Origin of the sequence: Leucobacter sp. UT-8R-CII-1-4, from assembly GCF_030010235.1 — a bacterium.
GTDB lineage: Bacteria > Actinomycetota > Actinomycetes > Actinomycetales > Microbacteriaceae > Leucobacter.
The window spans coordinates 447,789-471,272 of sequence record NZ_JASCRS010000001.1 but is presented as its reverse complement, the minus strand read 5'-3'; the positions used below and the strand labels follow the sequence as shown (position 1 = coordinate 471,272).

The following is a 23,484-nucleotide window of genomic DNA, read 5'->3' as shown; positions in this document are numbered from 1 at the left end:
CGGCCACGCCCCTGATTTGAGCAAAGGAGCTGCAGATTATGAAGCAACGACGTACCGGATACGTGTGGGATGAGCGTTATGCCTGGCATGACACCGGCACCCACGCAGGGCTATTTCCCTCGGGTGGATACGTGCAACCATTTAAAAACTTCGAGAGCCCAGAATCAAAAGCGCGAATGGCCGCTCTTGTCGAGGTCTCGGGAATGATTGGCAACCTGACTCGCGTACCTGCGCGTCAGGTGTCTGAAGAAGACCTGTTGCGGGTGCACACCGCAGGGCATGTGGATCGCATTCGAACCCAATCCGATGATGCCGGAGGGGATGCCGGCGATGGCTTTTCGCCATTCGGGCGGGGCTCGTTTGAGATCGCAAAGTTGGCTGCTGGCGGCACGCTCGCCGCGGCCGAGGCTGTGATGGACGGTCTCGTAGACAACGCCTACGCGCTTGTGCGCCCGCCAGGGCACCATGCTGAACCAGACCAGGGCCGCGGCTACTGCCTGTTCGCAAATGTGCCGGTTGCGATTGAGGCACTGCGTGCGGCTGGAAAGGTGCAGCGAGTCGCGATCTTTGACTATGACGTACATCACGGCAATGGTGCGCAAAAGATTTACTGGAACGATCCGAATGTGTTGGCCATCTCGGTGCACCAAGATCGACTCTTTCCCACCGATAGTGGTCTTGTCACTGAGCGTGGTGAAGAAGCAGGAGCCGGTCGAAACATCAATGTGCCATTGCCCGCCGGGTGCGGAAACGGCGCATATCTTGAGGTGGTCGATGAGGTTGCGCTGCCGGCGATACGAGCGTTCAAGCCAGATCTGATTATGGTTTCGAGCGGTTTCGACCCATCTGCGTTTGACCCGCTCGGCAGAATGACCGTAACCGCCGCCGGCTTCAAGCAAATGGCTGAAAAACTGATTGCGGTAGCCGACGAGGTGTGCGGTGGCAAAATTGTGTTCTCCCACGAGGGTGGATATTCACCTGTGCATGTGCCGTTTTGTGGCCTGGCCGTACTCGAAGCATTGACCGGAATTGAAACGGGCGTTGAAGACCCCGTGGACATTTCGGTCGGGGAATCGCCAGCGCACGAGCTTACTGCTGCGCAGAAAGACACGATCGAACAGTCGGCTTTGCTCGCCAGGGCGCTCGGCATGATCGTCGACTAATTCGCGCATCACTTCTGCCAGTGGTCTTTTACTGCTGGCAGAAGTGGTCCTGCGTGAATCGTTTGCACGTCACTATGCTGGAGGCGTGATAGGCAGGCCGGTAACAATTGTTGATATCGCGCGTGAGCTTGGCATCTCGAAAACGACGGTGTCCTCCGCGCTACACGGCAATGGGCGTGTCTCCGAAGCAACTCGCGAGCAAGTTTCCGAAGCGGCAGAACGGCTCGGCTACGTTTCAAACCAGGCCGCTCAGCGACTTCGTGGCAGCAAATCCCAGAGCATTGGTCTGCATCTTTTTCCGAACAGTCATGCTCGAAACTTCTACATGCAGTTTGTGTTCGGTGTGATGGAGCACGCTGCTGATTTAAGTCTTGACCTCACGGTGCTCACCGAGAACCGGTGGCATCCGCGCAGACGCAGTCTCTGGGCTGACGGAATTTTGGTGCTCGACCCGGCACCAAACGATCCGTTTATCGCCGAGAGCGCGAAGGCGGGTGTGCCGCTTGTTGCCGTTGGTGCGCTCTCGCCAGAGCAACGCGGGCTCGTGCGGGGTCAGTATTCCGGCGGTCAAGATCTGTTCACGGGGCCCGTGCTTGACCAATTGCGGGCAGAAGGCGTGCGGCGTCCCGCAATTGTCACGCTCAGTAAAGAGTTTGCTCCGCTCTGGGCAAAAGAAGTGCTCGACATCTACCTTGCCAAAATGCAGTCGCTCGGAGTGCACCCGCTCGTGTTGCAAACAAGCTTCTGGCCAAGCGCAGATGAGCTTGATCAGATGGTCGAGCAATTGGGAGTTCATGCCGATGTCGATGGCCTGCTGGTGGTTCAGCAGGGTGTAGCTGGCCCGCTCGCGCGGCGGTACCAACAGCGCTACGGCCACTCGCTCTGGGTCGCCGCCCTTGCGGCCGATCCGGTGACGGAGCAGGGTGTCGATCGGCTCATGTCGGTCGAATTGAACGCACAGTCGTTCGGCCGAAAAGCGGCAAAGATGCTGACTGATTTTATTGACAGCGAAGAGGTTGCGCACGGGGGATCGGACGGCGCTACCGCCACCGGCTTTGAAGCCCGGGTGAACCACGAGATCTCACTGCTGGTGCCGGGGCGTGCGCCTCAGCTCTTGTTGCCAGAAGTTTAGCCTGGCTTCGGCAAGGAACTGGGGTCAGTAGCTTCGTCTTTCGGGCGATGTGCTGCGTGACGAGGCCTGCTCGATTCGTGCCAGCAAGGTCTGGTTTTTGATGGGTTCGCGGGTGCAAGTTTTTCTCGTGACTTGGCTTTTTGTCTCACCTCACAAAAAGTTCTTGCAACACAATCCATTTGCCGTGCTAACATCACATTTGCAGGAACGTTCCCGCTAATGCAGCCCGGGGCCGCTCAATCAACGATCAATGGCTGATCTGATTGAAAACGAAGTGACGTTTTCTGCTCGAGCAAAGGAGCCGAAACATGAAACATCTACGTCGTGCGCTCAGCGCAGTATCTCTCGCAGCAGTCGCAGCACTCGCTCTTTCCGGATGCGCCACTGGCGCCGGTGGCAGCGGTTCTGAAGACTCAAAGGGTGCCGTCGCCATGAGCTTCGCTGGGCTGGACATTCAAATCTGGAACGACATGCTGCCGTTCATGGAGGACGTGGTGAACGAAGCCGGATACGACTTCGTTACCGACGATCCAAAGTGGGATGTCAACACCCAAGTTGCCGACTGGGAATCATGGATCGTGCGCGGAGACATTAAAGCGATCATGGGCTACCCCGCACAATCGGACGCCATGGTTGCGGTAACACAACAGGCTCAAGACGCCGGTATTCCAGTGCTTGGCTACGGCAGCACCTGGGACGGGGTTACTGCTGCAGTCGTACTTGACCACAAAGCAGACGGTTACAAAGCAGGCGAGCGCGCCGCCGAATGGATCAAAAAGACCTACGGCAACACAAAAGTAGACGTTGGGTTCCTCGGCTACCCCGACACCGATCTTGGCCGACTACGTGGCGAAGGCATGATGGAAGCCCTGAACAAAGCTGGGCTAAACCTCAACATCAACGAGCACAAGGTACTCAACCTAGATGACGGCTATGCCGCTGCACAGAACCAGCTGAACGCCTTCCCAGAGACGAAGGTCTGGCTGGCGATTGCGAACGATCCAGCGCTCGGCGCATACCAGGCGCTCGTCGACTCGGGTGTCTCGCCAACTGACGAAAGCGTGATGCTGCTGAACCTCGACGCGACCGATGCCGAACTGAAGATCATCGCAGAACCCGGCTCATTCTGGCGCTACGCGTTCATTCCAGTGACCCGCCAAATCGCAGAAGCAAATGCCAAAATGCTCGTCGCTGCAGCCAACGGAGAAAAGGTGGAAGACACCGTGATCCCGACCACCGAGGTCACCAGCGAAAACGCAGAACAGTATCTGATCGCAAACCAGTAACTGCGGCTCGCGCCGCGGGTGCGCCAGCATTGCACGCGCACCCGCGGCCATTCGCGTACCGCAAAACCACACACGAGAAGAAAGGGAGCAACATGGCACACGCAGAAACCAGGCTTGCTTTCGACGGAGTCACCGTTGACTTCGGTGCGACTCGGGCCCTCGAAGACATCAGCTTCGAGGTGCAACCCGGCGAAATCGTCGGTCTGCTTGGTCACAACGGCGCAGGCAAGAGCACCCTCTTCAACGTCACCACAGGCGTGATCGGGGCAAGCGCAGGCAGCTTCACCGTTGACGGCACCCACATCGCCGGAAAACTGACACCAGGCCAAGCTGCCGACCTCGGCATCACCGTGATTCACCAAGAGCCGGCACTCGCACCCAACATGACAGTGCTCGACAACCTATTTCTCGCACGACGAGCTCCCAGCCGAGCCGAACGTGCAGAAAAGGCGCGAGAGGCGCTCAGCATGGTTGGCGCAAACCTGCCACTCGACATGCCAGTTGAAGCGCTTGGCCTCGGTGAGCGTCAGCTCGTTGACCTCGCGCGTGGCCTGCTCTCCGGCGAGATGAAAGTACTGATGCTCGACGAGCCAACCGCGGCACTCGGCAAAGCAGAGACCGAGTCGCTACACCGACTCATCCAAGACTTTGCAGCCCGCGGAGTGTCTGTACTGTACGTCTCACACCGTCTACCCGACATTCTTGAGGTCTGCACGCGAATTGTGGTGCTGCGCGGTGGCAAGCTCGTCGTCGACGGAGCTGCCACGGAATTTACCCCGGCGAAACTCGCCGAAGCCCTTGTGCCAGATCTTCGTTCGCTCGATTTCACCCACGTCGAAGCCGGCGCAGAAATCTTGCGCACAGAAATCGCCGATCAGCCAGTACGAGCGCGTGCTGGTGAAGTGGTCGGACTCTTCGGCATGGCCGGCGGTGAACAATTCGAACTCGCCGCAAAACTTGCCGGCGCATCAGCACACGCTCACGAGTACACCCTCTCTGGCACAGCAGCCCGGTTTAAGACACCGTCACAGGCGATTCGGCGGGGCGTCTTTTTTGTGCCACCGGATCGCGATACCGAGGGGCTGGTCGCAGGCGAGACCGGCATCGACAACGTGATGCTGCCCTGGTACGGAAAGGGAAGCTCTCGCGGGTGGTGGGTCTCTGCCAACTCAGGCGCAGAGATTTACGAGCGGGCCAGGCAATCGCTTGACATACGCGGTCCAGGGGGAGACGCAGCCGTATCGCAATTCTCGGGCGGGAATCGTCAGAAACACCTGCTCGCTCGCTGGCTATACCCGGCCACTCCGACACTCTTGATTCTTGCGCAACCGACTCAAGGAGTCGACGTAGGCGCAAAACTCGACATTGTCGAAGCCGCCCGCGAAGCCGCTCACGCAGGTGCGGCTGTGATCGTCGCGTCGAGCGAATCCGATGAAATTGCGAGCATGTGCGACCGCGCATACACCCTGCTTGGCGACCAAATGCTTGAGGTGCCGCGCTCAAGCTCATTCAACGAAGACCTGCTCGCGTCGTTGCTCACACTCGCTGAGCACGCACACGCATAAGCACCAACAACTCAACTGAGGACAACCACTCATGAACGCTGAACGCCTCAAGATTTTTGCTGCGAAGAACGGAATTTTTCTCGCGCTAATCGTGCTGATCGCAGTCTTCTCGATTCTGCGACCAAACTTCTTCTCATTCGCAAACGGTCAGAGCATTTTGATGCAAGCAACGGAGCTCGGCATTATTGCGATCCCGGCAGCCTTTCTCATCATGTCCGGCACCATCGATCTCTCCGTCGGCGCAGTGGCCTCAGCCGCAGCGATCACCGGTGGTCTCGCAATGGCGGGCACAGGATCAACACTGCTCGGTTTTGTGATCGCGATCGGTACGGGAATGGCCGCCGGTGCGCTGAACGGATTCCTGGTTTCGTACCTCCGCTTGAACTCATTTGTGGTCACCCTCGGTGCGCTCAGCGTATGGGGTGGATTTGCGCTGCTGCTTTCTGGCGGTAAAACCATTCCGCGTTCAGACCTGCCAGATGCATTCCGCGCGATCGGCACGCTCAAAGTCGGGCCGGTCCCGATTCAAATTATTGCCCTCGCAGCCGTGATTGCTCTCGGCTGGTACGTGCTGAATCACACCAAATTTGGTAAGGAGATTCGGGCGATTGGCGGCAACGAACGTGCCGCACGTCTGATGGGAATCAACGTGAAGCGCTCTCGCTTCCTGCTCTTTGTCGCCTCAGGCGCATTCGCTGCATTCGCTGGCATGCTGCTCTCGGCAAAAGTGCAATCAGCCAACCCAACAATTGGTTCTGGCCTCGAACTTGAGGTGCTCACCGTTGTGCTGCTCGGCGGTGTCGCCTTTGAAGGTGGCGTCGGTCGAATCAGCGGCGTTGTAGCGGGTTTGCTGTTCTTCCGAGTGTTGCGTGCCGGCCTCGTCTTTTTGCAGGCTTCGCCGTTCCTGCAAACCATTCTGGTTGGCGCAACCCTGATCATCGCCGTTGCGCTCGACAGCTCGATTCAGAAAATGATTCGCGGGTCGTGGGCAAAACTCGGCAAAAAAGCCGCCGATGAAGAACCACCGCCCGTGCCCGCAAACTCCAAGCCATAAAGGCTTGCGCACCTAAAACGGTGCAACGTGCCCGTACTAGGAAAGCTCGCTGCCTCGCGACACGGCAGCGAGCTTTCCAGCCGCCAACGAGATACGCAGCAACGCGCCGTCCGGCGCATCAGCAGGATCAAGCAAAACTGTGCCCGGGATGCCGTCTGCCGATACCAGCTGCGCGATGGCATAACCCCGCTCAAGGGTGGCTTTTGGCGAAAGTGCGGTAAGTCTTGCTCGCGTGTGCGAAAGCGCACTTGCGCGGTCTTCGATCGAACGATCGGCGAGCTCCGCGCCGCGCGCGATCCAGCGCACAAGCTCTTCGGCGCGCTCGTCAACAAGCCGCTCAGGCCGCGCAAGCACCGGCCGGGCACGCAACTGGGAGACACGGTCGGTTTCGTGCGAAAGCAGCTGGCCGAGGCGGGCGCTCATGCGGCTGCGTGCCTGATCGATGCCAGCAAGCTGCTCGCCAACATCGGGTACAACCCGTTTCGCGGCATCAGTGGGAGTACTCGCGCGCAGATCTGCCACCTCGTCAAGCAGCGGGCGATCCGCCTCGTGGCCAATAGCGCTCACCAAAGGAGTGCTCGCCGAAGCTGCCGCGCGCAGTACCCGCTCGTCACTGAACGGCAGTAGATGCTGAAAATCACCGCCACCGCGGGCGACAATAATGACGTCGACTTCAGGGTCTTGATCAAGCGCAATGATGCCAGCAGTGACCTCAGCAGCTGCGCGTTCACCCTGCACCGCTGCGTAGTGCACAGTAAATTGCACGCCGGGCCAGCGCAGGGTGGCGTTACGAATGACGTCTTTCTCAGCGTCGCTATCTCGACCGGTAACCAGGCCAATGCGCTGAGGCAAAAACGGTAGTGCCTGTTTGCGTGAGGCATCAAAAAGGCCCTCGGCGCTTAACTGCTGTCGCAGTTGTTCCAGGCGCTGCAACAACTCGCCGAGTCCGACATGTGAAATGTCGAACACTTGAACCGAAAGCGAGCCGCCCTTCACCCAAAAATCTGGCTTCACAAGAGCAATCACACGATCACCCTGCGCAAAATCACCACTGAGCTTCTGCGCTACCGAACGCCAAACAGTGAAACTCACGGTGGCATCCTGCTGCAGATCTTTCAGTTTGCCGTAAACGTGACCACCGCGAACTTGCCACTGCGTGATTTCGCCCTCTACCCAAATCTGGCCAAGACGATCAATCCACTCCTTGATCTTTTGGCTCATCAAGCCAACCGGCCACGGAGTTTCCCTGGTTGCTGGCGAAGCTGCTGCTGCGGGAGGAGTCATGATGCGATTCTACGAGGCAGCACTGACTTGCTGTGCAGGCGCTCCCAGTTCGCCGATCGCGTAAGAAAGAGATATTCTCACACGACTCCCACTCGAATCGGGTAGCGTCAGACTCGTGACCGAATATGAGATCAACGGTGACCGTTCGGAGCCTTCCCCCGCTGTCACTACCCCTGGCGCAGTGGCCATCAGGCCGCTGACTGGACCCATCGATCTTTCGAGCATTGACCTGGCATTGATTGAGGGCCGCCGCGAAGTGCGCGAAAACCTCACTCGGTTCTTGATGCCCTACAAGTTCGCCATTGACGAGGTCATGACGAAACTGAAGATCCTTCAGGAAGAGTTCACCCAGACAGGTGAGTACAACCCGATCGAGCATGTCTCCTCACGCCTAAAAGATCCCGACAGCATTATTGAAAAGATGCAGCGGCGAGGCGTCCCACTAGAGACCGAGCAAGTGCGCAGCACCATCACCGACATCGCAGGCGTGCGAGTCGTCTGCTCGTTCATCGCAGACGTGTATCGAGTATTCGAACTGCTCACCGCGCACAGCGATATCACCGTGTACCAGGTAAAGGATTACATCAAGAATCCAAAACCCAATGGGTATCGCAGTCTGCACCTGCTGCTAGAGGTGCCAGTATTCCTATCAAGCGGACCGGTACCCACGATTGTCGAAGTACAAATTCGCACAATCGCGATGGATTTCTGGGCCAGCCTCGAACACAAGATCTACTACAAATACGACACCGAAGTGCCCGAGCATCTACTCAAAGGGCTCAGCGACGCCGCCGAACAAGCCGGACAACTCGACGCCACAATGGAAAGTCTGCACACCGCGATTCGCCGCACAAACTAACCCCGCGCCTAGCTGGGAGCCAGCGGCGAAAGCCAACGGTTCTGCCCGACAGACACCTATTCAAAGCCCAAGCGCAGACGTAGACTGCGAGACATGACTGGTTACATTGATGTCAAGTCATTCGTGGTTACGCTCGATTGCCCGGATGCGCTGGCGCTTGCGAAATTTTATGCCGAATTGCTCGGATGGCAGATTGACTACGACGAACAAGAACCCGAGTGGGTCGACGTGCTGCCTCCAGACGATGCACCGCAGATCTTCTCAATTTCGTGCCAGCAGATTGATCACTATCGCGCACCCGAGTGGCCAAACGGTGACGTACCGCAGCAAATGCACTTCGACCTCTACGTAGATTCAGTTGAGGCAGCCTCGGCCACCGCGCTCGCACGCGGCGCAAGAAAACACGAGGTGCAACCTAGCGAAGAAGGCACCTTTGTCGTGTTCGCCGACCCAGTAGGTCACCTTTTCTGCCTCTGCCAAGGCTAGTTTCGGCAACGCTGGATCACCCAGCCAGAAACCAGCCCGAGCATCGAAGCAGCACCCTACTCTTCCGCTACGCGCGCCAACAGCTCCGTCAAGAGCGCTTCACCGACCGAAGCGGGCAACGCCTCAACAAGAGCCATGAGAGGCGCCATCCGGGTGGGTAAGGGCGCGCCAGCGCCCGATCCAGCGCGCTTCGGCGCTGCCCCAGCGAGCCGCAGAATGTTCCACGCCGCCGACGGGCTGGGCACCCGATCCTCGTGATAACCGAGCATACGCATCGCCGCAAGCGCGACACCAACCGAAGGCCGCGGCCTGCCACGCACCGCGTCTGCCGCGGCCCGCATAGTGGTGGCTAGCTCAGGCAGAAGTTTCTCGGTGACCGGAGTGATCGTGAGGTGCGCGCTGTGCGGCAGCCGAGTACCGTCAGACTGCGCAACACCCGGCTGATGCTGAATGCGAATACCGCGCTTGGCCATTTCATCAACCAAGAGATGCGGATCAACCTGCTGCGTCTCAGGCAAACGGTCATCGGCAATGATCGCAATAGAGGGGCCGATGGGGTTGCCCCACACCCGAAGCCCAGGAACACTCTGCACCGTCTTAGAGATTGACGCTGCCGAGCGAGCACATGAAGCTGTGAGCGATTGAAACCCCGCAGCCCCGAGACGGTTCACAATCGCCCAAGCCGCGGCGAGTGGCGAAGCCGAGCGAGAACCGAGCAGAGTCGGGTTCACCACCGGGTAACCCGGCCACTGCGTGAGCGCAAAAAACTGCTTACGATGACGCACCCGGCCGCGGTGCAGCAACACCGAGACGCCCTTAGGGGCATAGCCAAACTTGTGCAGATCAGCCGAAATGCTGGTGACCCCAGGATTGCGGAAATCCCATACCGGGGTACCCGGCCACCACGGCAGAGCGAGACCGCCAAAGCAAGAATCAACGTGGCAAGAGACGCCGAGGGTCAGCGCCGCCTGAGCGACAGCAGCCACCGGATCGATCGATCCACTCGGGTACGCCGGGGCAGAGACCACCACGAGAGCAACATCTTCATCAAGGCGCTTGATGATAGATCTTGCACGCACCGAGCCATCTGGATCGCACGGCACAACCACCAGCTCAAGATCAAAAAGTCTCGCCGCCTTATGGAAAGCCGCGTGCACCGTGGCAGGCACCACAAGTTTTGGATACCTACCGGCGCTAGCGAGTTCGCTCGCGCGCGCCGGGTGATCCTCACGCCAAAGATCTCGAGCAGTTTTCACCGCGAGCAGGCAACTCTCGGTACCACCACTCGTGACGCTGCCAACAATTTTGCCGCCGAAGCGTTGCGTATCGCCGTTCAGCGCTCGCCGCATAAACGCCACCAGATCGCGTTCCATTGCAGCAATCGAAGGAAAAGTCGTTGGGTCGAGACCGTTCAGCGGGCGGCACAGTTCAGCAGCTTCGCTCGCGAGCCGGTCGAGCTCCTGAATGCCCGAATCGTAGACGTACGACAGCACACGCCCGCCGTGAGTTGGCGCGTCGCCCGCGCGAAGCTGCTGCAAACGGCTGAGCACCGTTGCCGAGTCGGAGCCGTGGGTCAGAGCCTGGTTCATCATGCTGCCTCTGTGCTTGGAGTATTTGGATTGGTGGGAGCGACTGGCGCACTCGGTGGAGTGTCAGTGATGTCGTGCTCGCGAAGACGGTATTTGCCGAGCGTGAACAGACTCAACAGCATCAGAATCGCGGGCAGCAAACTGAATGAGAGCGCGATTGCGGTGACCGCCGCTGCCGGCTGGGTGGTCGTGACACCGGCGACGGACTCAACATAGCCGGTGAGCGAAAGGCCAATCGTGAGAACAGTTGATCCGAGCGCCATACCTGCGGTTTCACCGGCAGTCCAGACACCGCCGAACACACCAGCTCTCGAACCATCGTTGCCCTCCTGCTTCGCGCGGGCCCTGGTGTCGTTCGCGATAACGTCTGGCAGCATGGCCATCGGCAACGTTTGCATGCCTGCGTAGGCAGCTCCCGCCACACCGACCGGAACCACAATCCACCAACCAGGTAGCCACACTGAGGCGGTAAGTACCAGAGCGGCCGCAAGAAAGATCATGCTGGCGATCCGGAACGAACGTTCCTTGCCAAGACTGTCGGCTACCTTTTGCCAAAGTGGGGCCACGAGCAGCGCCGGTGCGATCAGCGAAGCAAAAAGGATGGTGACCGCGCCCTCATCGTGCAGCACCCAGGTCGCAACAAACTGTGCACCCGCAAGCATCAGACCTGTCGCGAGCGCCTGCAACATAAAGGTTGCGAGCAAGGCGCGAAATGGCTGACTCTCGCGGAGCACCGCAAGGCCGTCTCGATAGTGTTTGGCCGAGAATAGTGGAGCGGTAACCCGAGGGTGATCAGCCGGTAGCGGAGCGTGTTTTGGTGCGACAGAAGACGCGATCCAGAGGCCAAGTCCGAGCAGCAGTGCCGCAACGATCGCCATAACGAGATACCCAAGCGGCGCATTCTCGGGAAACAGGCCACGAATTTCAGGGCCGCCAGCACCAAAGAGCAAAATCGCGACGGTGAGCATCACCACGCGCCAAGTGAGCAGGCGAGTGCGCTCGCGGTAGCCGTCAGTGAGCTCGGCAGGGAGCGCTACATAGGGCACCTGGAACAGGCTGAAGAAAGTTGCGGCGGCAACAAAGGCGATCAGTACCCATATGGCGCTTGCCGATGGCGCCAATCCGCTCGGCACCGCGAAGGTAAGAATGAACGCGAAGGGCAGCCCAATAGCGCCGAGCAGCATCGGCCCCTTCCGCGATCCTCGTTTTGCCAAGGCGCGATCGCTCAGTCCACCGATGATCGGGTCGATGAGCACATCCCAGATTTTTGCGCCGGTGACGATAAGTCCGGCAATGATTGCTGCAACGCCGAGTGTGTCGGTTAAGTAGTACACCAGTACAAGACCGGGAAGGGTGGCAAAACCGCCGGTGCCGAGTGACCCGATGGCGTAGCGGGTCACGGTGCCGCGAGAAAGGCGATTCTCTGCGGCTGGATACGTCGCTGTACTCATTCCCTCAGCGTACTGTGCTTCAGCATCGTCTCGTTGCGTCTTGTATCAACTGGCCAATTGCTGCCAGCTCAGATACGTCTGGAAAACGGCGATAGCCCGGGCCGAAAATCGGGCCCGGGCTATCTTGAGTTCTGCTTCAGTGCGCGGCTAGTTGCTGCTTGGTGTGCTCAGCGTGTCGAGCAGTTCCTGCGTAGCCTTCGGATCAGAAGCGATCCGAATGAGCTCTTGCCAGAGTTCTGGCGACTGGTTCAGGCCAACTGTGAACAGCACAAAGAAGATGATCCAAGCAAGCACTCCAGCAGCGAGTGGTGCCCAGAAAGTGAGCTTTCCGCTGCGCATGCGCCGAATCGAGAAGATCAGCACGAGTGCATAAATTGCGAGCACAAGGATCGCACCAACCGTGCCGGTTGTTTTGAGCGCAGGCGATGGGCTGTAGCTTTCGAGCCCGAGCCCGTCGGCAATCTTGCTGAATTCGAGACCAAGTTGCGAAAGCGAGAGCGCCATGCTGAGCGCAAAATAGCCACCAACCACGAGCAGGAGCACCGTGATGATGCGGTCTGCCAGGCGAGGCTTTTTTGCGCCGTAGGGCGAGCCTGGCTGCGGCTGGAACATCGCTGGCTGCTGGCCCGGCTGAACGGCCTGACCTGGCTGTTGCTCGGGTGCTGGCTGCACGACGTGGCCGGCCGGGGCTTGGCCACGGTAGGGGTCGCTAGGCTGAGCTGGTGCTGCCGGTGCAGTTGGGGTTGTCGGTGGATTCGGTGCTGCCGGTACTCCGGGGATCGCAGCTGGCGCAGCGCCGGTATTGCCTCGAACACCAAGGTTGTGTGGCACTCCGGGAATTGGCCCCGCCGCTGGAACACCAGGAACGACATCGGCTGCGGGAGCTGAGGCAGTCGGAGGAACTACTGGCTGCTGCGCAGTAGGTACTACTGGAGCGTCAACTGCCGCGTCAGCGGGCTCGCCCGAAGCGTTCGCATTCGTAGAATCGTTTGCAGCCGGCGTGACCGCTGCATCATCGGAATACTCGCCATACTGGGGGCGAGGGCGTGGATCCTGCTCTGCGGTCACGCGCTCACTGACTTTCCAGCGCTGCCGAGCTGCTGCGCGGCCTCAACAATGCGTGCGGCCATTGCGGTCTCAGCAACCTTGCCATAGGCGCGTGGGTCATACTGCTTCTTGTTGCCCACTTCGCCGTCGATCTTGAGCACGCCGTCGTAGTTCTTGAACATGTAGTCGGCGACCGGGCGAGTAAACGCGTACTGGGTATCGGTGTCGATGTTCATCTTGATGACGCCGTGCGAAACAGCCTCAGCGATTTCTTGCGCAGTCGATCCTGATCCACCGTGGAATACAAGATCAAGCGGCTTCGAACCGGTGCCGTATTTCGCGGCAAGACCCTGCTGAATTTCATTCAGCAGTTCTGGGCGAAGCTTCACGCCACCTGGCTTGTACACACCGTGCACGTTGCCGAAGGTGAGCGCGGTCAGGTAGCGTCCCTGTTCGCCGAGGCCGAGCGCCTCAACGGTCGAGACCGCGTCTTCGAGGGTGGTGTAAAGCTGGTCGTTGATCTCGTGGGTGATGCCGTCTTCTTCGCCACCGACAACACCAATCTCGACCTCAAGAATGATGCCGGCCGCAGCCATACGAGGCAGCAGGGACTTGGCGATCTCAAGGTTCTCGGTCAACGGCACAGCCGAACCGTCCCACATGTGCGACTGGAAGTACGGCAGGCCGCCCTCTGCGACGCGCGCCTCGCTTGCCTCAAGAAGTGGCAGCACGAACGAATCCAGGTGATCCTTTGGGCAGTGATCGGTGTGCAACGCAACCGTGACGTCGTAGGCCTTCGCGACCTCTTCGGCGTACTTTGCGAAGGCGATAGCGCCGCCCGCGCGGTTCTTCACGGTGTGGCCCGCGAAGTAGTCGGCACCGCCAAAGCTCACCTGCAGAATGCCATCACTACCTGCCTCGGCAAAGCCCTGCAGCGCTGCATTGAGCGTCTGCGAGCTAGAGACGTTGATCGCTGGGAAGGCGAACCCGCCGTTCTTCGCGGCGTCGAGCATTGCGGCGTACTGTTGCGGAGTTGCGACGGGCATAGGGGTGCCTTTCTCGGTTGGCGGGCAAGCTGACTTGCTGATCCTTCGCTCAAGTCTAGGCCGTTCGCCCCTGCCTGGCCTGAAACTGCGCGTAGCTACGGGCGGTTTCTGCCGGATCTGTCAGTTCTCATTCGATTTCTGGCACGAATAGCTCTTCGATGCTTGCTTCAAAGACCGCTGCCAGCTTGAACGCGAGGGGCAACGATGGATCGTATTTTCCGTTTTCGATTGCGATCACGGTTTGACGGGAGACCCCGAGGCGGTCGCCAAGCTCGGCCTGCGACCACTGTTTTGCGGTGCGGCGGGCGCGAATGCTGTTTTGCATGTCTGCACCCTAGCGGTAGCGGATGCCCGCGACGATTGATCCGATCAGCCAGCCCGTCATGAGCACGCCAAATGACACCATTCCATTGATGTGCGGGCCACCAAACGTTTCGAGCAAACCGAGCACGAGTACTACCGGCACGCCAATGGCGAATCCAACAATGAATGATTCACCGAGTTTGCGCTGCACGAACTCGTCTGATTCTCGGTAGTACGCAATGACTGCCCAAGCGATGATTGCCACGCTCGGCAGCGTCAGTAGCCCCGGTTGCCAGGTGCCAATACCTTCGTTGCGTATTGCGATCGCGATAAAAAGCGTGACGATATAGAGCACCATGCCAATGCTGAATCTCGTGAGGTAACGAAAGTGCGGGGTTCGGGTAGTTTTTGGGCTTTGCTCGGTGCTCATGGTGGTTCCTAGCTGGCAGTTGGTTCGTGAGGGGCGTTGGCGTTCGAAGTGCTGGCGTCTTAGGCGATGGCCAGGTAAAAGGTCGGCAGGCCGAGGAAGAGTATGTCGAGACCCCAGTGTGCGAGCGCCAACGGCATAATACGTTTCATCCAGAGCATCAGTGCGCCAAGAATTAGACCCGCGAAGAAGGTTGTCAGAACTTTCGCCAGCACATCTTCGAATGTTCCGAGGGCGAAACCTATGTGCTGCACACCAAAGATCACGGCAACAATGATGAGCGAGAGGGCAGTGCCGATGCGCCCAGCCAGTCTCGGTTGTGCGTATCCGCGATAGAGCGCTTCTTCTGCGAAAGCGATTGTTGCCGGTGCGATGATCAGGGCGACAAGACCCAGCCAGAGCGGTACCACTGGCACGTCTGTTGAGAACGGGGGAGCGCCGCCGTACACAATTAGGTTCGCTGCGTAGTTTGACATGAAGAACCCGACGGTCACGATCACGAGCATGAGTGCGCCCCACGCGAGGTCGATCCACCGCCACCGCCCGAAAAGCGCGCCGAGTGAACTGCCTTCTGCTTTCATAGCGGCTGCGAGCGTGAAGAGGGTGATCACGTCGATGACCACGATGAGAGCGTTGGTGTACATCAGCGAGAAGTTCGCGGCGAGTAGGCCGAGGCCCATCGCGAGAATCAGCACGGGGCGAAGTGAAAGCACGCCTGCGATGCGCAGGAGTGGTGTTTTGGCTGTGGATGCAGGTGAAGTGGCGGGAGATGTTGCGGTCATGTTTGAAATGTACAGTTTCCTTTACATTGATGTCAAGCTTGCTTTACATCTCTCGTGAAGGCTCAATGAGCGCCAAATGCCTGACATCGGGCTGAGATTTTTGGTATTTCGCGCGGATCGGCACTGCCGCAGCAAACAGGCGCCCGTCGGCCACGGTACGCTTAAGGCATGACTGAACACGACTCGCTCGGCACCTGGCAACCCGACCGCAACCTGGCCATGGAGCTGGTGCGCGCAACCGAGGCTGCCGCAATCCGGGCAACCCCCTGGATCGGACGTGGCGACAAAAACGCCGCAGACGGTGCCGCCGTCGACGCAATGCGCCGATTCCTTTCGACCGTGAACATGAACGGCACAGTCGTCATCGGCGAGGGCGAAAAAGACGATGCACCCTGGCTCTACAACGGGGAACAGGTTGGCAACGGCGAAGGCGCAGAGTGCGATGTCGCGGTGGATCCCATCGACGGCACCCGGCTTACCGCCGAGGGGCGCCCCGGTGCACTCTCAGTGATCGCGGTCGCGGACCGCGGCAGCATGTACGACCCATCGGCAGTGTTCTACATGGACAAGCTCGTCTGCGGCCCAGAAGGTGTTGGCATCGTCGACATCGAGCGCCCAATCGGCGAAAACATCCGTGCCCTGGCACGCGCAAAAAACGTGGACGTCAGCGACATTCGAGTTGCTGTGCTCGATCGCCCACGCCACGAGCAGCTGATTGCCGACATTCGTGCAGCGGGCGCTGGCACCCGCCTCATCATGGACGGTGACGTTGCTGCAGGCGTGAACGCTGCACAGTGGAACTCGCGTGTTGACCTTGCCGTAGGCATCGGTGGCACCCCAGAGGGCATCATCACCGCGTGCGCAGTGAAAGCTCTCGGCGGTGTGATCCAGGGCAAGCTCTGGCCAAAAGACGACGCCGAGCGTGAGCAGGCGCTCGCCGCGGGTCACGACCTAGAGCGTGTGCTGCACGCAAACGATCTGGTCGCCAGCGACAACTGCTACTTCGTGGCAACCGGCATCACCTCAGCAGACTTCCTCGACGGTGTTCAGCGTCGTGGGCCGTTCTTGCGTTCAGAGAGCGTCGTAATGCGTTCGTTCTCCGGCACAATTCGTCGTGTGATCACCGATCAGCGCCCCGATCGCTGGAGCTAACTTTTCGCAAAAAGCCCCGTGCCGTCCTTTCGGCACGGGGCTTTTTTGTATTACCGAACCGATACCAGGGAGCACGATGGCGCATTATGCTGGGCAAATGACGGAGAAATTCGCACCTACTCAAGCAACGGCTGCCGACCTTGACGCGGTCTGTGAAACCTTCGCCGATGGATTCCACGATGACCCGCTTTGGGGCTGGGCCTTCGGCGGCGATGCCGTGCAGCGCCGCGAGCGGCAGTTGCAATGGTTCCGAATTGTGGTGTCACAGGGCATCGAATACGGCTCCGTGTGGATGACACCAAACGCAGAAGCGGCAACCCTCTGGATTCCAGCTGGCATGGACGAACTGAGTGCCGAACGTGAAGCTGAGCTTCTAGCCTTTGTCGAACGTGATTGTGCCGATCGCGCAAACGTACTCTTTGAAACATTCGAACAGTTCGAAAAGAACCACCCGCGCGATCGCGAGTCGCACTATCTCAGCCTCTTGGCGACCGCGAACAAGCATCGGGGGCGCGGGATCGGCATGGCGCTATTACGTGAAAATCTTGCAGCGCTCGATCAGGTAGGCGAAGCCGCATATCTTGAATCGACAAACCCGGCAAACCTAGCGCGTTACGAGTCCGTTGGATTTGCGCGGCACGGAGAGTTTGTCTCGGCAGCCGGTGCGCCACTCGTGACCACAATGTGGCGGGAGCCCGCTACGAAAGTTTGAGCGGGATCGCCTTCAGCTGCGCAATACGCAACCCGGTGGCCTTCGCGAGCGCTGGCACATCGTCAACGTTGTGACGTCGAGCCGCATCAACCACGATCGCCGCACACGCCTCAGCATCTGCGAGCGCCTCGTGGTGCGAAAACTCTCCGAAACCAGCTGCCGCCGCAGCAAGAGGCAAACGGTGCGAAGGAATGTCGTAGGTTTTGCGCGAAAGCTGAACCGTGCATAGATAGCGCAGCTTCGGGGTTGGCATCACGGTTTCGGCGCAAGCGGTGCGAATAACACCCATATCGAACCCCGCGTTGTGTGCCACGGCGATGTCGTCGCCAATAAACTCACGCAGTTCCGTGAGCTGCTCCGCCCACCCGGCAGCATCCTCAACCATCGCAGGGGTGATCCCGTGAATCTTAATGTTGAAAGGCAAAAACTCATCGTGGCCCGCAGGCGGCTTAATTAACCAGCGCGCGCGATCCGCTACCTTGCCGTCGCGAATGCGAACCAGCCCGACCGAACACGCAGAAGATGCGTGACTGTTCGCGGTCTCAAAATCGATAGCGGTGAAATCAATTGGCACAGTAACTACCTTTCCACACACCCCTGACAAGCGCGCATGTGGGGCCCGATATGGCGCGCCGAAATCGCTGCTACTGCAATGTCGGTAGCTGGGTGTAAGAATGTACGCAGATCTACCAATTGGCCACCGGCGATGCAAGACACCGCCCTTACACACAGGAGTGAACGTGGTCCCCGAAATTAATTATCTCGCCGTCATCGCCGCAACCCTTTCAACAATGGTTGTCGGGTTTATTTGGTACTCGCCAAAGGTGATGGGCAACACCTGGATGCGCTTGACCGGGGTCAAACCCGGCGAAGGCAAAAGCCCACTCGGGCCGATTCTTGCCACCCTAGTTGTGAGCTTCGTCACCTCTTGGGTACTCGCGGGTGCCGCTTACATCGCATGGCAGTTCTACGGCGGCCTATTCGTATACTCGGCACTGATCACCGGTTTGCTGATGTGGGCGGGATTCACCGCTGCGCGCTTTGTCACCCACGATGCGTTCGAGGGTCGGCCAGCGCGGCTCACCGTGCTGAACTGCGCCCACGAACTCGTCACCATTATCGTGCTGTCGCTCGTGATCGGTGTCTGGCCGCCAGCGCTCGCCTAGTTTGCTGGGTGCGGCGCATCGGAGCTGACCGCACCCAATGTTCAATTTGGCGACTGATCAGACGCGCCTGCCCCGTGCCAGGTAGACTTAACCCCCGTGGCTCTTACTATCGGAATCGTGGGACTGCCGAATGTCGGCAAGTCGACCCTCTTCAACGCGCTTACCCATAACGACGCACTCGCGGCAAACTACCCCTTCGCGACAATCGAACCGAACGTCGGCGTAGTCAACCTGCCCGATGCTCGTCTCGACAAGCTTGCTGAAATCTTTGGTAGCGAGCGCATTCTGCCGGCTCCCGTCAGCTTCGTAGATATCGCAGGCATCGTTCGCGGTGCGAGCGAGGGCGAAGGCCTTGGCAACCAGTTCCTCGCGAACATTCGCGAGGCAGACGCCATCGCCCAGGTGGTTCGCGGCTTTGACGACCCAGACGTGATTCACGTTGATGGCTCGGTCAACCCCGCTAGCGACATGGAGACCATCAACACCGAGCTGATCCTTGCCGATCTGCAGACTCTCGATAAGGCGCTGGTGCGTTACGAGAAGGAACTCAAAGGCAAAAAGATTGACGCTTCCGTAGTCGCCGTTGCCAAAGAAGCGCTCGCTGCGTTGAACGACGGCAAGCTGCTTTCGCAGACTTCGCTGGATCTTGAGCCAATCCGTGAACTCGGACTGCTCACCGCAAAGCCATTCCTTTACGTCTTCAACGTCGACGAGGGTGTGCTCGGTGACAAGGACCGACTGGCGGCACTCGCCGAGCTGGTGGCCCCAGCCAAGGCGATCTTCCTCGACGCAAAGCTTGAGAGCGAATTGATCGCTCTCGACGCCGAAGAAGCCGCGGAGCTTCTGTCCTCAATCGGCCAAGAAGAGAGCGGCCTTGACCAGCTTGCACGAGTTGGCTTCGACACTCTCGGCCTGCAGACCTACCTCACGGCAGGACCGAAGGAAGCTCGCGCCTGGACCATTCCAAAGGGTGCCACCGCGCCTCAGGCCGCCGGCGTGATTCACACCGACTTTGAAAAGGGCTTCATCAAGGGCGAGATCATCTCGTTCGAAGACCTCGTCGAGACCGGTTCTGTTGCCGAAGCTCGCTCCAAGGGTAAAGCCCGCATGGAGGGCAAGGAATACATCATGCAGGACGGCGACGTGTGCGAGTGGCGCTTTAATGTCTGACACTCTGCCTCCGTGTCCTGAGTGCGCGGAGCAATACGCGTACGAACAGGGCGCGTTGCTGGTATGCCCCATGTGCGGTCACGAATGGTCTGCGGAAGCTGCTGAATCAGCTGCGGGCAACGAGGCAGCTGACAGTGAAGTCATTCGTGACGACGTGGGCAATGTGCTTTCAGACGGCGACACCGTCACCCTGGTGAAAACTGTGAAGGTATCTGGCGGTGGAGGCGGCACCATCAAAGTTGGAACGAAGGTCACCGGCATTCGGCTGAACGCCGGTGGAGCAGGCGGTCACGACATTGATGCGCGTGTGCCAGGCTTTGGCAATATGCAACTGAAATCAAGCGTTGTGAAGCGCGCTAACTAAGCTGCCGTGATTCGGCGTTTGTAAAAAAGAGCTGCTTACCGCAGCTCAGCAAACGTTGGGCTCTCCACTAGCTGACGACTACCAGTGGGCTCTCTTCAATAGCCGGTGGTTCGAAGCATTCGAAGTACGAGACCGCCATTTGCTCGGTGAGCGGCCAGTCGTCGGCTTCTGTGCCGTGCCGGTTCCCGATCCGGCTACGCGGGCACATCATGCGTGGCGCAATGGATGCCACCACCACCTGAAGCGATTTCATCGATTCGAATCGGGATGATGTCGCGGTCTGGGTAATGTTCGGTGAGGATATCGCGGGCGCGACGGTCTGCTTTGCGATCGCCAAACTCCGGCATGAGCACAACCTTATTGCCCACGAAATAGTTGACGTACGACGCCAAGAAATCTTCGCCAGTACCGCGGATTCGCGCAACATCGGGTTGTGGAAGTTCAATAATCTCAAAACTGCGGCCGCGGGCATCGACCTCATTTGTGAGTGTTTGCCGCACCTGGGCTGAAGCGCGAGACCAGATATCTTCGGGACTACCAGGCCCCGGAACATCTAGCAGGATGACTCCGGGCGCTGCGAAGCGCGCGAGTGAATCTATAGGTGCATCGGTAATGTCCTCCCCGACTACACCGTCAAACCAAATCACCCGATCCAGCCCGAGTAACCGGATAAGTTCTGCCTCAATTTTTGACTCGCTAAGACCTGGGTTTCGATTGGTATTCACGATTGAGCTGCGTGTGAGCAGCAGCGTACCTTCGCCGTCGGTCTCAAACGAACCGCCCTCTGCGACTAGCGAGGTGTTCACCCTTGGAATGCCAAGCTCGCGAAGAATCTGGGAAGCCACGGCACCGTCGTTCGTGTGTTGTTGCTTGTTGCCCCATCCGTTGAAATTCATATCGATGCCGGCGACCCCTCCGGCATCCTCGATAAACACTGGGACGGTGTCTCTCGCCCAGAGATCGTCAACCGGGATCTCCGCAACGTTTACCAATTTGCCGCAGCTCCGGGCGGCATCCTCGGCATGCTGCGGAGCAGCCATGAGCATTACGGTTTCTGACTCCGCGAGTGTCCGAGCGATCCGCGCAATATCTTTGCGCACATAGCGAGTGTCCTCTGCCCAAATGTGCTCACTCGGCCAAGACATCACCGTGTGAGAGTGCAGTTCCCACTCGGCAGGGAAACGTGGAACAGTGGCGGCTGGCATGTTGGCTTTCTGAAGAGGGGGTACAGCTTCTCAGACCCACAACTTATCCGCTCCTACTGGCTGTGCCCTGAGACTTCGTGCGAGCTCTCGGCCCGTACCTTGCATGAACGTAGTGCGCAGAACCTCAACTGAGCTTTTCACGCCCAGAAACTCTACTGAGCAGGCGCTGGCTTGGCTGGCCACTGATCGCGAGGGAGAAGAACCCGGAGAAAGCTCAAGATTTCTCGGTTGGCTGTGGTTGATGTTGCTAGCATTGGCTGCTGTGCTGAGCTATGGAGAGATCGAAACCTCGGGGGAGATCTCCGACGGTGTGCTCTGCAACGCCATTCGGGAAGGCGAAGCCTGGCCGCTTGCGACCCTCTGGGAACGGCACTATGGAATTGCTCTCGCCTGGGCGCGATCAAAAGACCCGGTCAACGCAGAAGACGCAGTCTCAGAAGCTTTCGACTCGGTGTTTCGCGCCTTGCTGGGCGGAGGCGGCCCGACCGATTCTTTTCGCAGCTACCTTTTCCGCGCCATCAACACCGAACTCTCACGCACCTGGAAAGCCGAGCAGCGCAGCTCGAGCATCGAGGGAGTTGATCTTGCCGATCCAACGTTGCCAGCAGCTGGCGACCTCGCTTCAGAACGCGAAGAGCAACTGGCGATAGCGGCAGCACTCGATGATCTGCCGCTTCGATGGAAGCGCGTGATTCTTGAGGTTGATGTCGGCGGTCGCTCCGTGCAAGAGGTCGCGAAAGAGCTCGACCTCACACCAAATTCAACCTCTGTGCTGTTGAAGCGCGCTCGTGAGGGGCTCAAGAAATCTTGGCTCAAGCGAATGCACCCGCCAACAGGGCTCAACCCCGAGTGCGCGGCCTGTGTCGCCGACTTCAGTGAGGTTCGCTGGGGCAAAAAGAATGGCCGCCGCCGCGCCCGGGCAGAGGAACACCTCTCAGGGTGCGCAGGATGTCAATCGCGCTGGCGTCGATTCGTTGAACAAGCCGCCGTGATCGGAATGGTGAGCTCGGGAGTGCTCGCGCTCGGTGACGGCTGGCGGCGCAAGGCAGCCATTGCGAGCGCTGCCGCGGCTGCAGCTGTACTTGTTGTGGGTGCGAGCGTTGCCGCTCCGGCTCTGCTCGCGGGCCCCAAGAGTGAAGTTTCTGATTTGCCGGTGGTCGGCCCGCAAGTCACGCAGCAGCCGAACGACGGCTTGGCTGAAAATAACTCTGGCACTGAGAGTCCGGAATCAGAAGGCGGCGAAAGCGGCGAGGGCACAACCGGGCAACCCGGAAGGCCCGACACAAATGGTTCAAACTCTGGCGGCAACGCTGGATCAACCGGTCAGGCACCGGGAGGTCCACTTTCGCTGGGCGCACCAATCGGCGCAGAGATTCCCAATAGCGCTCACGTGAATATCAACGATCTTGATGCCGATGGCGACGGAGTGCCCGGAACTCCGACCAATGAGGTGTGGACTCGTTGGGGCAGCCTTGAAGCTGGCAAGGTCAACGCGAATGATCACGCCAGCGGTCTTGCCGGGGCGCGCTTCAAATTGTGGATGAGTCAGAAGCCTTCGGATTGTCTACTCGATACTGATCTCACGGCGGTCACTGCGCAAGACGGTAGCGAGTTTGTTGTCGTCTCGGGCAAGGGCGGGCGAATCAGCGTTGCTGGGCTATGGATCGGTGATGATGAGTCGCAGGGCGGCCAGATGACGAACGGTCTTACGCAGCGTTGCTATGTGCTTGAAGAAGTTGCGGCACCAAAGGGTTACCTCTTGCCGAGCGGTGATCAGGCAAAAACTGAGGTCATCGTTCGCTCAGTGGTTGACGAGAATGCTGCAGTTCCGTTGATCCCAAACCAGCCGGAACCGAGCTCGTGGCTATCGAACACCGGTCAAGCTGCGCCGATGTTCATTCTTGCCGGAATCGCACTTGCGGCCATTGCGATCGGTGCTGCCCTGTTTGGTCGCAAAAAACGACGGAATTAGTCTTTTTTTAGTCACCTAACGGTGATATTTTTTGAACTGTGAGACCTCAGGGGATGGGTCTTGCAGCTGCGATGCGCAAAACAGTGCGTGAGCACGCGAAGAAGAGCGAATCAAAAACACTGACGGCTCAGATCCGTGCTCTTCGGCATGCCCAGGCATCAAAGCAAAAAATCTTTTTCTGAACCGCGTCACATTCTTCCAGCTGCGCCCTCTGTATCTGTGAGCCATCTGATGCGCTTAAGAAAGTCGCGTAAGTGGCCAGGAATACA

General features: G+C 58.9%; 23 protein-coding genes. 13 read left to right on the top strand and 10 right to left on the bottom strand.

Annotated features, from left to right (window positions below):
- The first annotated feature begins 38 nt into the window (after positions 1–38).
- The 5 genes from QBL02_RS02075 to QBL02_RS02055 all read left to right on the top strand — a co-directional run bounded on the left by QBL02_RS02075 (position 39) and on the right by QBL02_RS02055 (position 6,200).
- Positions 39–1,163: a class II histone deacetylase gene (locus tag QBL02_RS02075; RefSeq protein ID WP_282724694.1), complete on the top strand. Its 1,125-nt coding sequence runs from the start codon at positions 39–41 to the stop codon at positions 1,161–1,163.
- An 85-nt stretch (positions 1,164–1,248) separates the two neighbouring features.
- The gene (locus QBL02_RS02070) at positions 1,249–2,295 is read left to right on the top strand and encodes a LacI family DNA-binding transcriptional regulator (RefSeq protein WP_282724693.1); all 1,047 of its coding nucleotides are present in this window, start codon (positions 1,249–1,251) and stop codon (positions 2,293–2,295) included.
- 308 nt (positions 2,296–2,603) lie between these two features.
- Complete coding sequence (locus tag QBL02_RS02065; protein ID WP_282724692.1) at positions 2,604–3,581, top strand: sugar ABC transporter substrate-binding protein; 978 nt, start codon at positions 2,604–2,606, stop codon at positions 3,579–3,581.
- A gap of 92 nt (positions 3,582–3,673) precedes the next feature.
- The gene (locus QBL02_RS02060) at positions 3,674–5,146 is read left to right on the top strand and encodes a sugar ABC transporter ATP-binding protein (RefSeq protein ID WP_282724691.1); all 1,473 of its coding nucleotides are present in this window, start codon (positions 3,674–3,676) and stop codon (positions 5,144–5,146) included.
- 31 nt (positions 5,147–5,177) lie between these two features.
- Complete coding sequence (locus QBL02_RS02055) at positions 5,178–6,200, top strand: ABC transporter permease (RefSeq protein ID WP_282724690.1); 1,023 nt, start codon at positions 5,178–5,180, stop codon at positions 6,198–6,200.
- A gap of 36 nt (positions 6,201–6,236) precedes the next feature.
- On the opposite strand, the gene xseA is transcribed toward QBL02_RS02055, so the two are convergent.
- Entirely contained in the window at positions 6,237–7,484 is a 1,248-nt protein-coding gene (gene xseA / locus QBL02_RS02050; protein WP_282724689.1) for an exodeoxyribonuclease VII large subunit, read from the bottom strand.
- 115 nt (positions 7,485–7,599) lie between these two features.
- Between xseA and QBL02_RS02045 the strand changes: the two genes are divergently transcribed.
- Complete coding sequence (locus tag QBL02_RS02045) at positions 7,600–8,343, top strand: GTP pyrophosphokinase family protein (RefSeq protein WP_349238626.1); 744 nt, start codon at positions 7,600–7,602, stop codon at positions 8,341–8,343.
- 93 nt (positions 8,344–8,436) lie between these two features.
- Positions 8,437–8,829, top strand: a complete 393-nt coding sequence (locus QBL02_RS02040; RefSeq protein ID WP_282724688.1) for a VOC family protein — start codon at positions 8,437–8,439, stop codon at positions 8,827–8,829.
- A 56-nt stretch (positions 8,830–8,885) separates the two neighbouring features.
- Here the strand turns inward: QBL02_RS02040 and QBL02_RS02035 are convergent, their stop codons facing one another.
- The 7 genes from QBL02_RS02035 to QBL02_RS02005 all read right to left on the bottom strand — a co-directional run bounded on the left by QBL02_RS02035 (position 8,886) and on the right by QBL02_RS02005 (position 15,474).
- On the bottom strand, positions 8,886–10,421 hold the full coding sequence (locus tag QBL02_RS02035) for an aminotransferase class V-fold PLP-dependent enzyme (protein WP_282724687.1): 1,536 nt from the start codon (positions 10,419–10,421) through the stop codon (positions 8,886–8,888).
- A complete protein-coding gene (locus QBL02_RS02030; protein ID WP_282724686.1) occupies positions 10,418–11,869 on the bottom strand; it encodes an MFS transporter in 1,452 nt (483 codons plus the stop codon). The genes QBL02_RS02035 and QBL02_RS02030 overlap by 4 nt, the downstream gene beginning before the upstream one ends.
- A 147-nt stretch (positions 11,870–12,016) precedes the next feature.
- A complete protein-coding gene (locus tag QBL02_RS02025; RefSeq protein WP_282724685.1) occupies positions 12,017–12,937 on the bottom strand; it encodes a DUF6264 family protein in 921 nt (306 codons plus the stop codon).
- Complete coding sequence (gene fbaA, locus QBL02_RS02020) at positions 12,934–13,962, bottom strand: class II fructose-bisphosphate aldolase (RefSeq protein ID WP_282724684.1); 1,029 nt, start codon at positions 13,960–13,962, stop codon at positions 12,934–12,936. The genes QBL02_RS02025 and fbaA overlap by 4 nt, the downstream gene beginning before the upstream one ends.
- A gap of 127 nt (positions 13,963–14,089) precedes the next feature.
- The gene (locus tag QBL02_RS02015) at positions 14,090–14,287 is read right to left on the bottom strand and encodes a helix-turn-helix transcriptional regulator (protein WP_282724683.1); all 198 of its coding nucleotides are present in this window, start codon (positions 14,285–14,287) and stop codon (positions 14,090–14,092) included.
- A gap of 9 nt (positions 14,288–14,296) precedes the next feature.
- A complete protein-coding gene (locus tag QBL02_RS02010; RefSeq protein ID WP_282724681.1) occupies positions 14,297–14,695 on the bottom strand; it encodes a hypothetical protein in 399 nt (132 codons plus the stop codon).
- Positions 14,696–14,754: 59 nt separating this feature from the next.
- Entirely contained in the window at positions 14,755–15,474 is a 720-nt protein-coding gene (locus QBL02_RS02005) for a type II CAAX endopeptidase family protein (protein WP_282724679.1), read from the bottom strand.
- A gap of 168 nt (positions 15,475–15,642) precedes the next feature.
- Here QBL02_RS02005 and glpX point away from each other — a divergent pair, with 168 nt between their 5' ends.
- Together glpX and QBL02_RS01995 are read left to right on the top strand one after the other, a co-directional pair.
- A complete protein-coding gene (gene glpX / locus QBL02_RS02000) occupies positions 15,643–16,626 on the top strand; it encodes a class II fructose-bisphosphatase (protein WP_282724678.1) in 984 nt (327 codons plus the stop codon).
- Positions 16,627–16,723: 97 nt separating this feature from the next.
- Complete coding sequence (locus QBL02_RS01995; RefSeq protein ID WP_282724676.1) at positions 16,724–17,338, top strand: GNAT family N-acetyltransferase; 615 nt, start codon at positions 16,724–16,726, stop codon at positions 17,336–17,338.
- Here QBL02_RS01995 and QBL02_RS01990 read toward each other — a convergent pair.
- Positions 17,325–17,912: an exonuclease domain-containing protein gene (locus tag QBL02_RS01990; RefSeq protein WP_282724675.1), complete on the bottom strand. Its 588-nt coding sequence runs from the start codon at positions 17,910–17,912 to the stop codon at positions 17,325–17,327. The two genes, QBL02_RS01995 and QBL02_RS01990, sit on opposite strands and share 14 nt — an antisense overlap.
- Before the next feature lie 166 nt (positions 17,913–18,078).
- On the opposite strand from QBL02_RS01990, the gene QBL02_RS01985 reads away from it, so the two are divergent.
- The 3 genes from QBL02_RS01985 to QBL02_RS01975 all read left to right on the top strand — a co-directional run bounded on the left by QBL02_RS01985 (position 18,079) and on the right by QBL02_RS01975 (position 20,038).
- Positions 18,079–18,504 (top strand): DUF1761 domain-containing protein, encoded by a 426-nt coding sequence (locus QBL02_RS01985; protein WP_282724674.1) that lies wholly within the window; start codon positions 18,079–18,081, stop codon positions 18,502–18,504.
- Positions 18,505–18,600: 96 nt separating this feature from the next.
- Positions 18,601–19,674 carry a redox-regulated ATPase YchF gene (ychF, locus tag QBL02_RS01980; protein WP_282724673.1) on the top strand — a complete coding sequence of 358 codons (1,074 nt, stop codon included), beginning with the start codon at positions 18,601–18,603 and terminating at the stop codon, positions 19,672–19,674.
- Positions 19,667–20,038, top strand: coding sequence for a zinc ribbon domain-containing protein YjdM (locus QBL02_RS01975; protein WP_282724672.1), 372 nt, complete (start codon positions 19,667–19,669; stop codon positions 20,036–20,038). Before ychF ends, QBL02_RS01975 begins: the two co-directional genes overlap by 8 nt.
- A gap of 194 nt (positions 20,039–20,232) precedes the next feature.
- Here the strand turns inward: QBL02_RS01975 and QBL02_RS01970 are convergent, their stop codons facing one another.
- Positions 20,233–21,243 (bottom strand): agmatine deiminase family protein, encoded by a 1,011-nt coding sequence (locus QBL02_RS01970; RefSeq protein WP_282724671.1) that lies wholly within the window; start codon positions 21,241–21,243, stop codon positions 20,233–20,235.
- Positions 21,244–21,484: 241 nt separating this feature from the next.
- On the opposite strand from QBL02_RS01970, the gene QBL02_RS01965 reads away from it, so the two are divergent.
- Entirely contained in the window at positions 21,485–23,215 is a 1,731-nt protein-coding gene (locus QBL02_RS01965; RefSeq protein ID WP_282724670.1) for a sigma-70 family RNA polymerase sigma factor, read from the top strand.
- The last annotated feature ends 269 nt before the right edge of the window (positions 23,216–23,484 follow it).

Coding starts and splice junctions, on each gene's coding strand:
- QBL02_RS02005 (WP_282724679.1), bottom strand. CDS start 15,474: ATGACCGCAACATCTCCCGCCACTTCACCTGCATCCACAGCCAAAACA.
- QBL02_RS02010 (WP_282724681.1), bottom strand. CDS start 14,695: ATGAGCACCGAGCAAAGCCCAAAAACTACCCGAACCCCGCACTTTCGT.
- QBL02_RS02075 (WP_282724694.1), top strand. CDS start 39: ATGAAGCAACGACGTACCGGATACGTGTGGGATGAGCGTTATGCCTGG.
- xseA (WP_282724689.1), bottom strand. CDS start 7,484: ATGACTCCTCCCGCAGCAGCAGCTTCGCCAGCAACCAGGGAAACTCCG.
- QBL02_RS02065 (WP_282724692.1), top strand. CDS start 2,604: ATGAAACATCTACGTCGTGCGCTCAGCGCAGTATCTCTCGCAGCAGTC.
- QBL02_RS02040 (WP_282724688.1), top strand. CDS start 8,437: ATGACTGGTTACATTGATGTCAAGTCATTCGTGGTTACGCTCGATTGC.
- QBL02_RS02060 (WP_282724691.1), top strand. CDS start 3,674: ATGGCACACGCAGAAACCAGGCTTGCTTTCGACGGAGTCACCGTTGAC.
- QBL02_RS01965 (WP_282724670.1), top strand. CDS start 21,485: ATGTTGCTAGCATTGGCTGCTGTGCTGAGCTATGGAGAGATCGAAACC.
- glpX (WP_282724678.1), top strand. CDS start 15,643: ATGACTGAACACGACTCGCTCGGCACCTGGCAACCCGACCGCAACCTG.
- QBL02_RS02055 (WP_282724690.1), top strand. CDS start 5,178: ATGAACGCTGAACGCCTCAAGATTTTTGCTGCGAAGAACGGAATTTTT.
- QBL02_RS01995 (WP_282724676.1), top strand. CDS start 16,724: ATGACGGAGAAATTCGCACCTACTCAAGCAACGGCTGCCGACCTTGAC.
- QBL02_RS02035 (WP_282724687.1), bottom strand. CDS start 10,421: ATGATGAACCAGGCTCTGACCCACGGCTCCGACTCGGCAACGGTGCTC.
- QBL02_RS02030 (WP_282724686.1), bottom strand. CDS start 11,869: ATGAGTACAGCGACGTATCCAGCCGCAGAGAATCGCCTTTCTCGCGGC.
- QBL02_RS01975 (WP_282724672.1), top strand. CDS start 19,667: ATGTCTGACACTCTGCCTCCGTGTCCTGAGTGCGCGGAGCAATACGCG.
- fbaA (WP_282724684.1), bottom strand. CDS start 13,962: ATGCCCGTCGCAACTCCGCAACAGTACGCCGCAATGCTCGACGCCGCG.
- QBL02_RS02015 (WP_282724683.1), bottom strand. CDS start 14,287: ATGCAAAACAGCATTCGCGCCCGCCGCACCGCAAAACAGTGGTCGCAG.
- QBL02_RS01970 (WP_282724671.1), bottom strand. CDS start 21,243: ATGCCAGCCGCCACTGTTCCACGTTTCCCTGCCGAGTGGGAACTGCAC.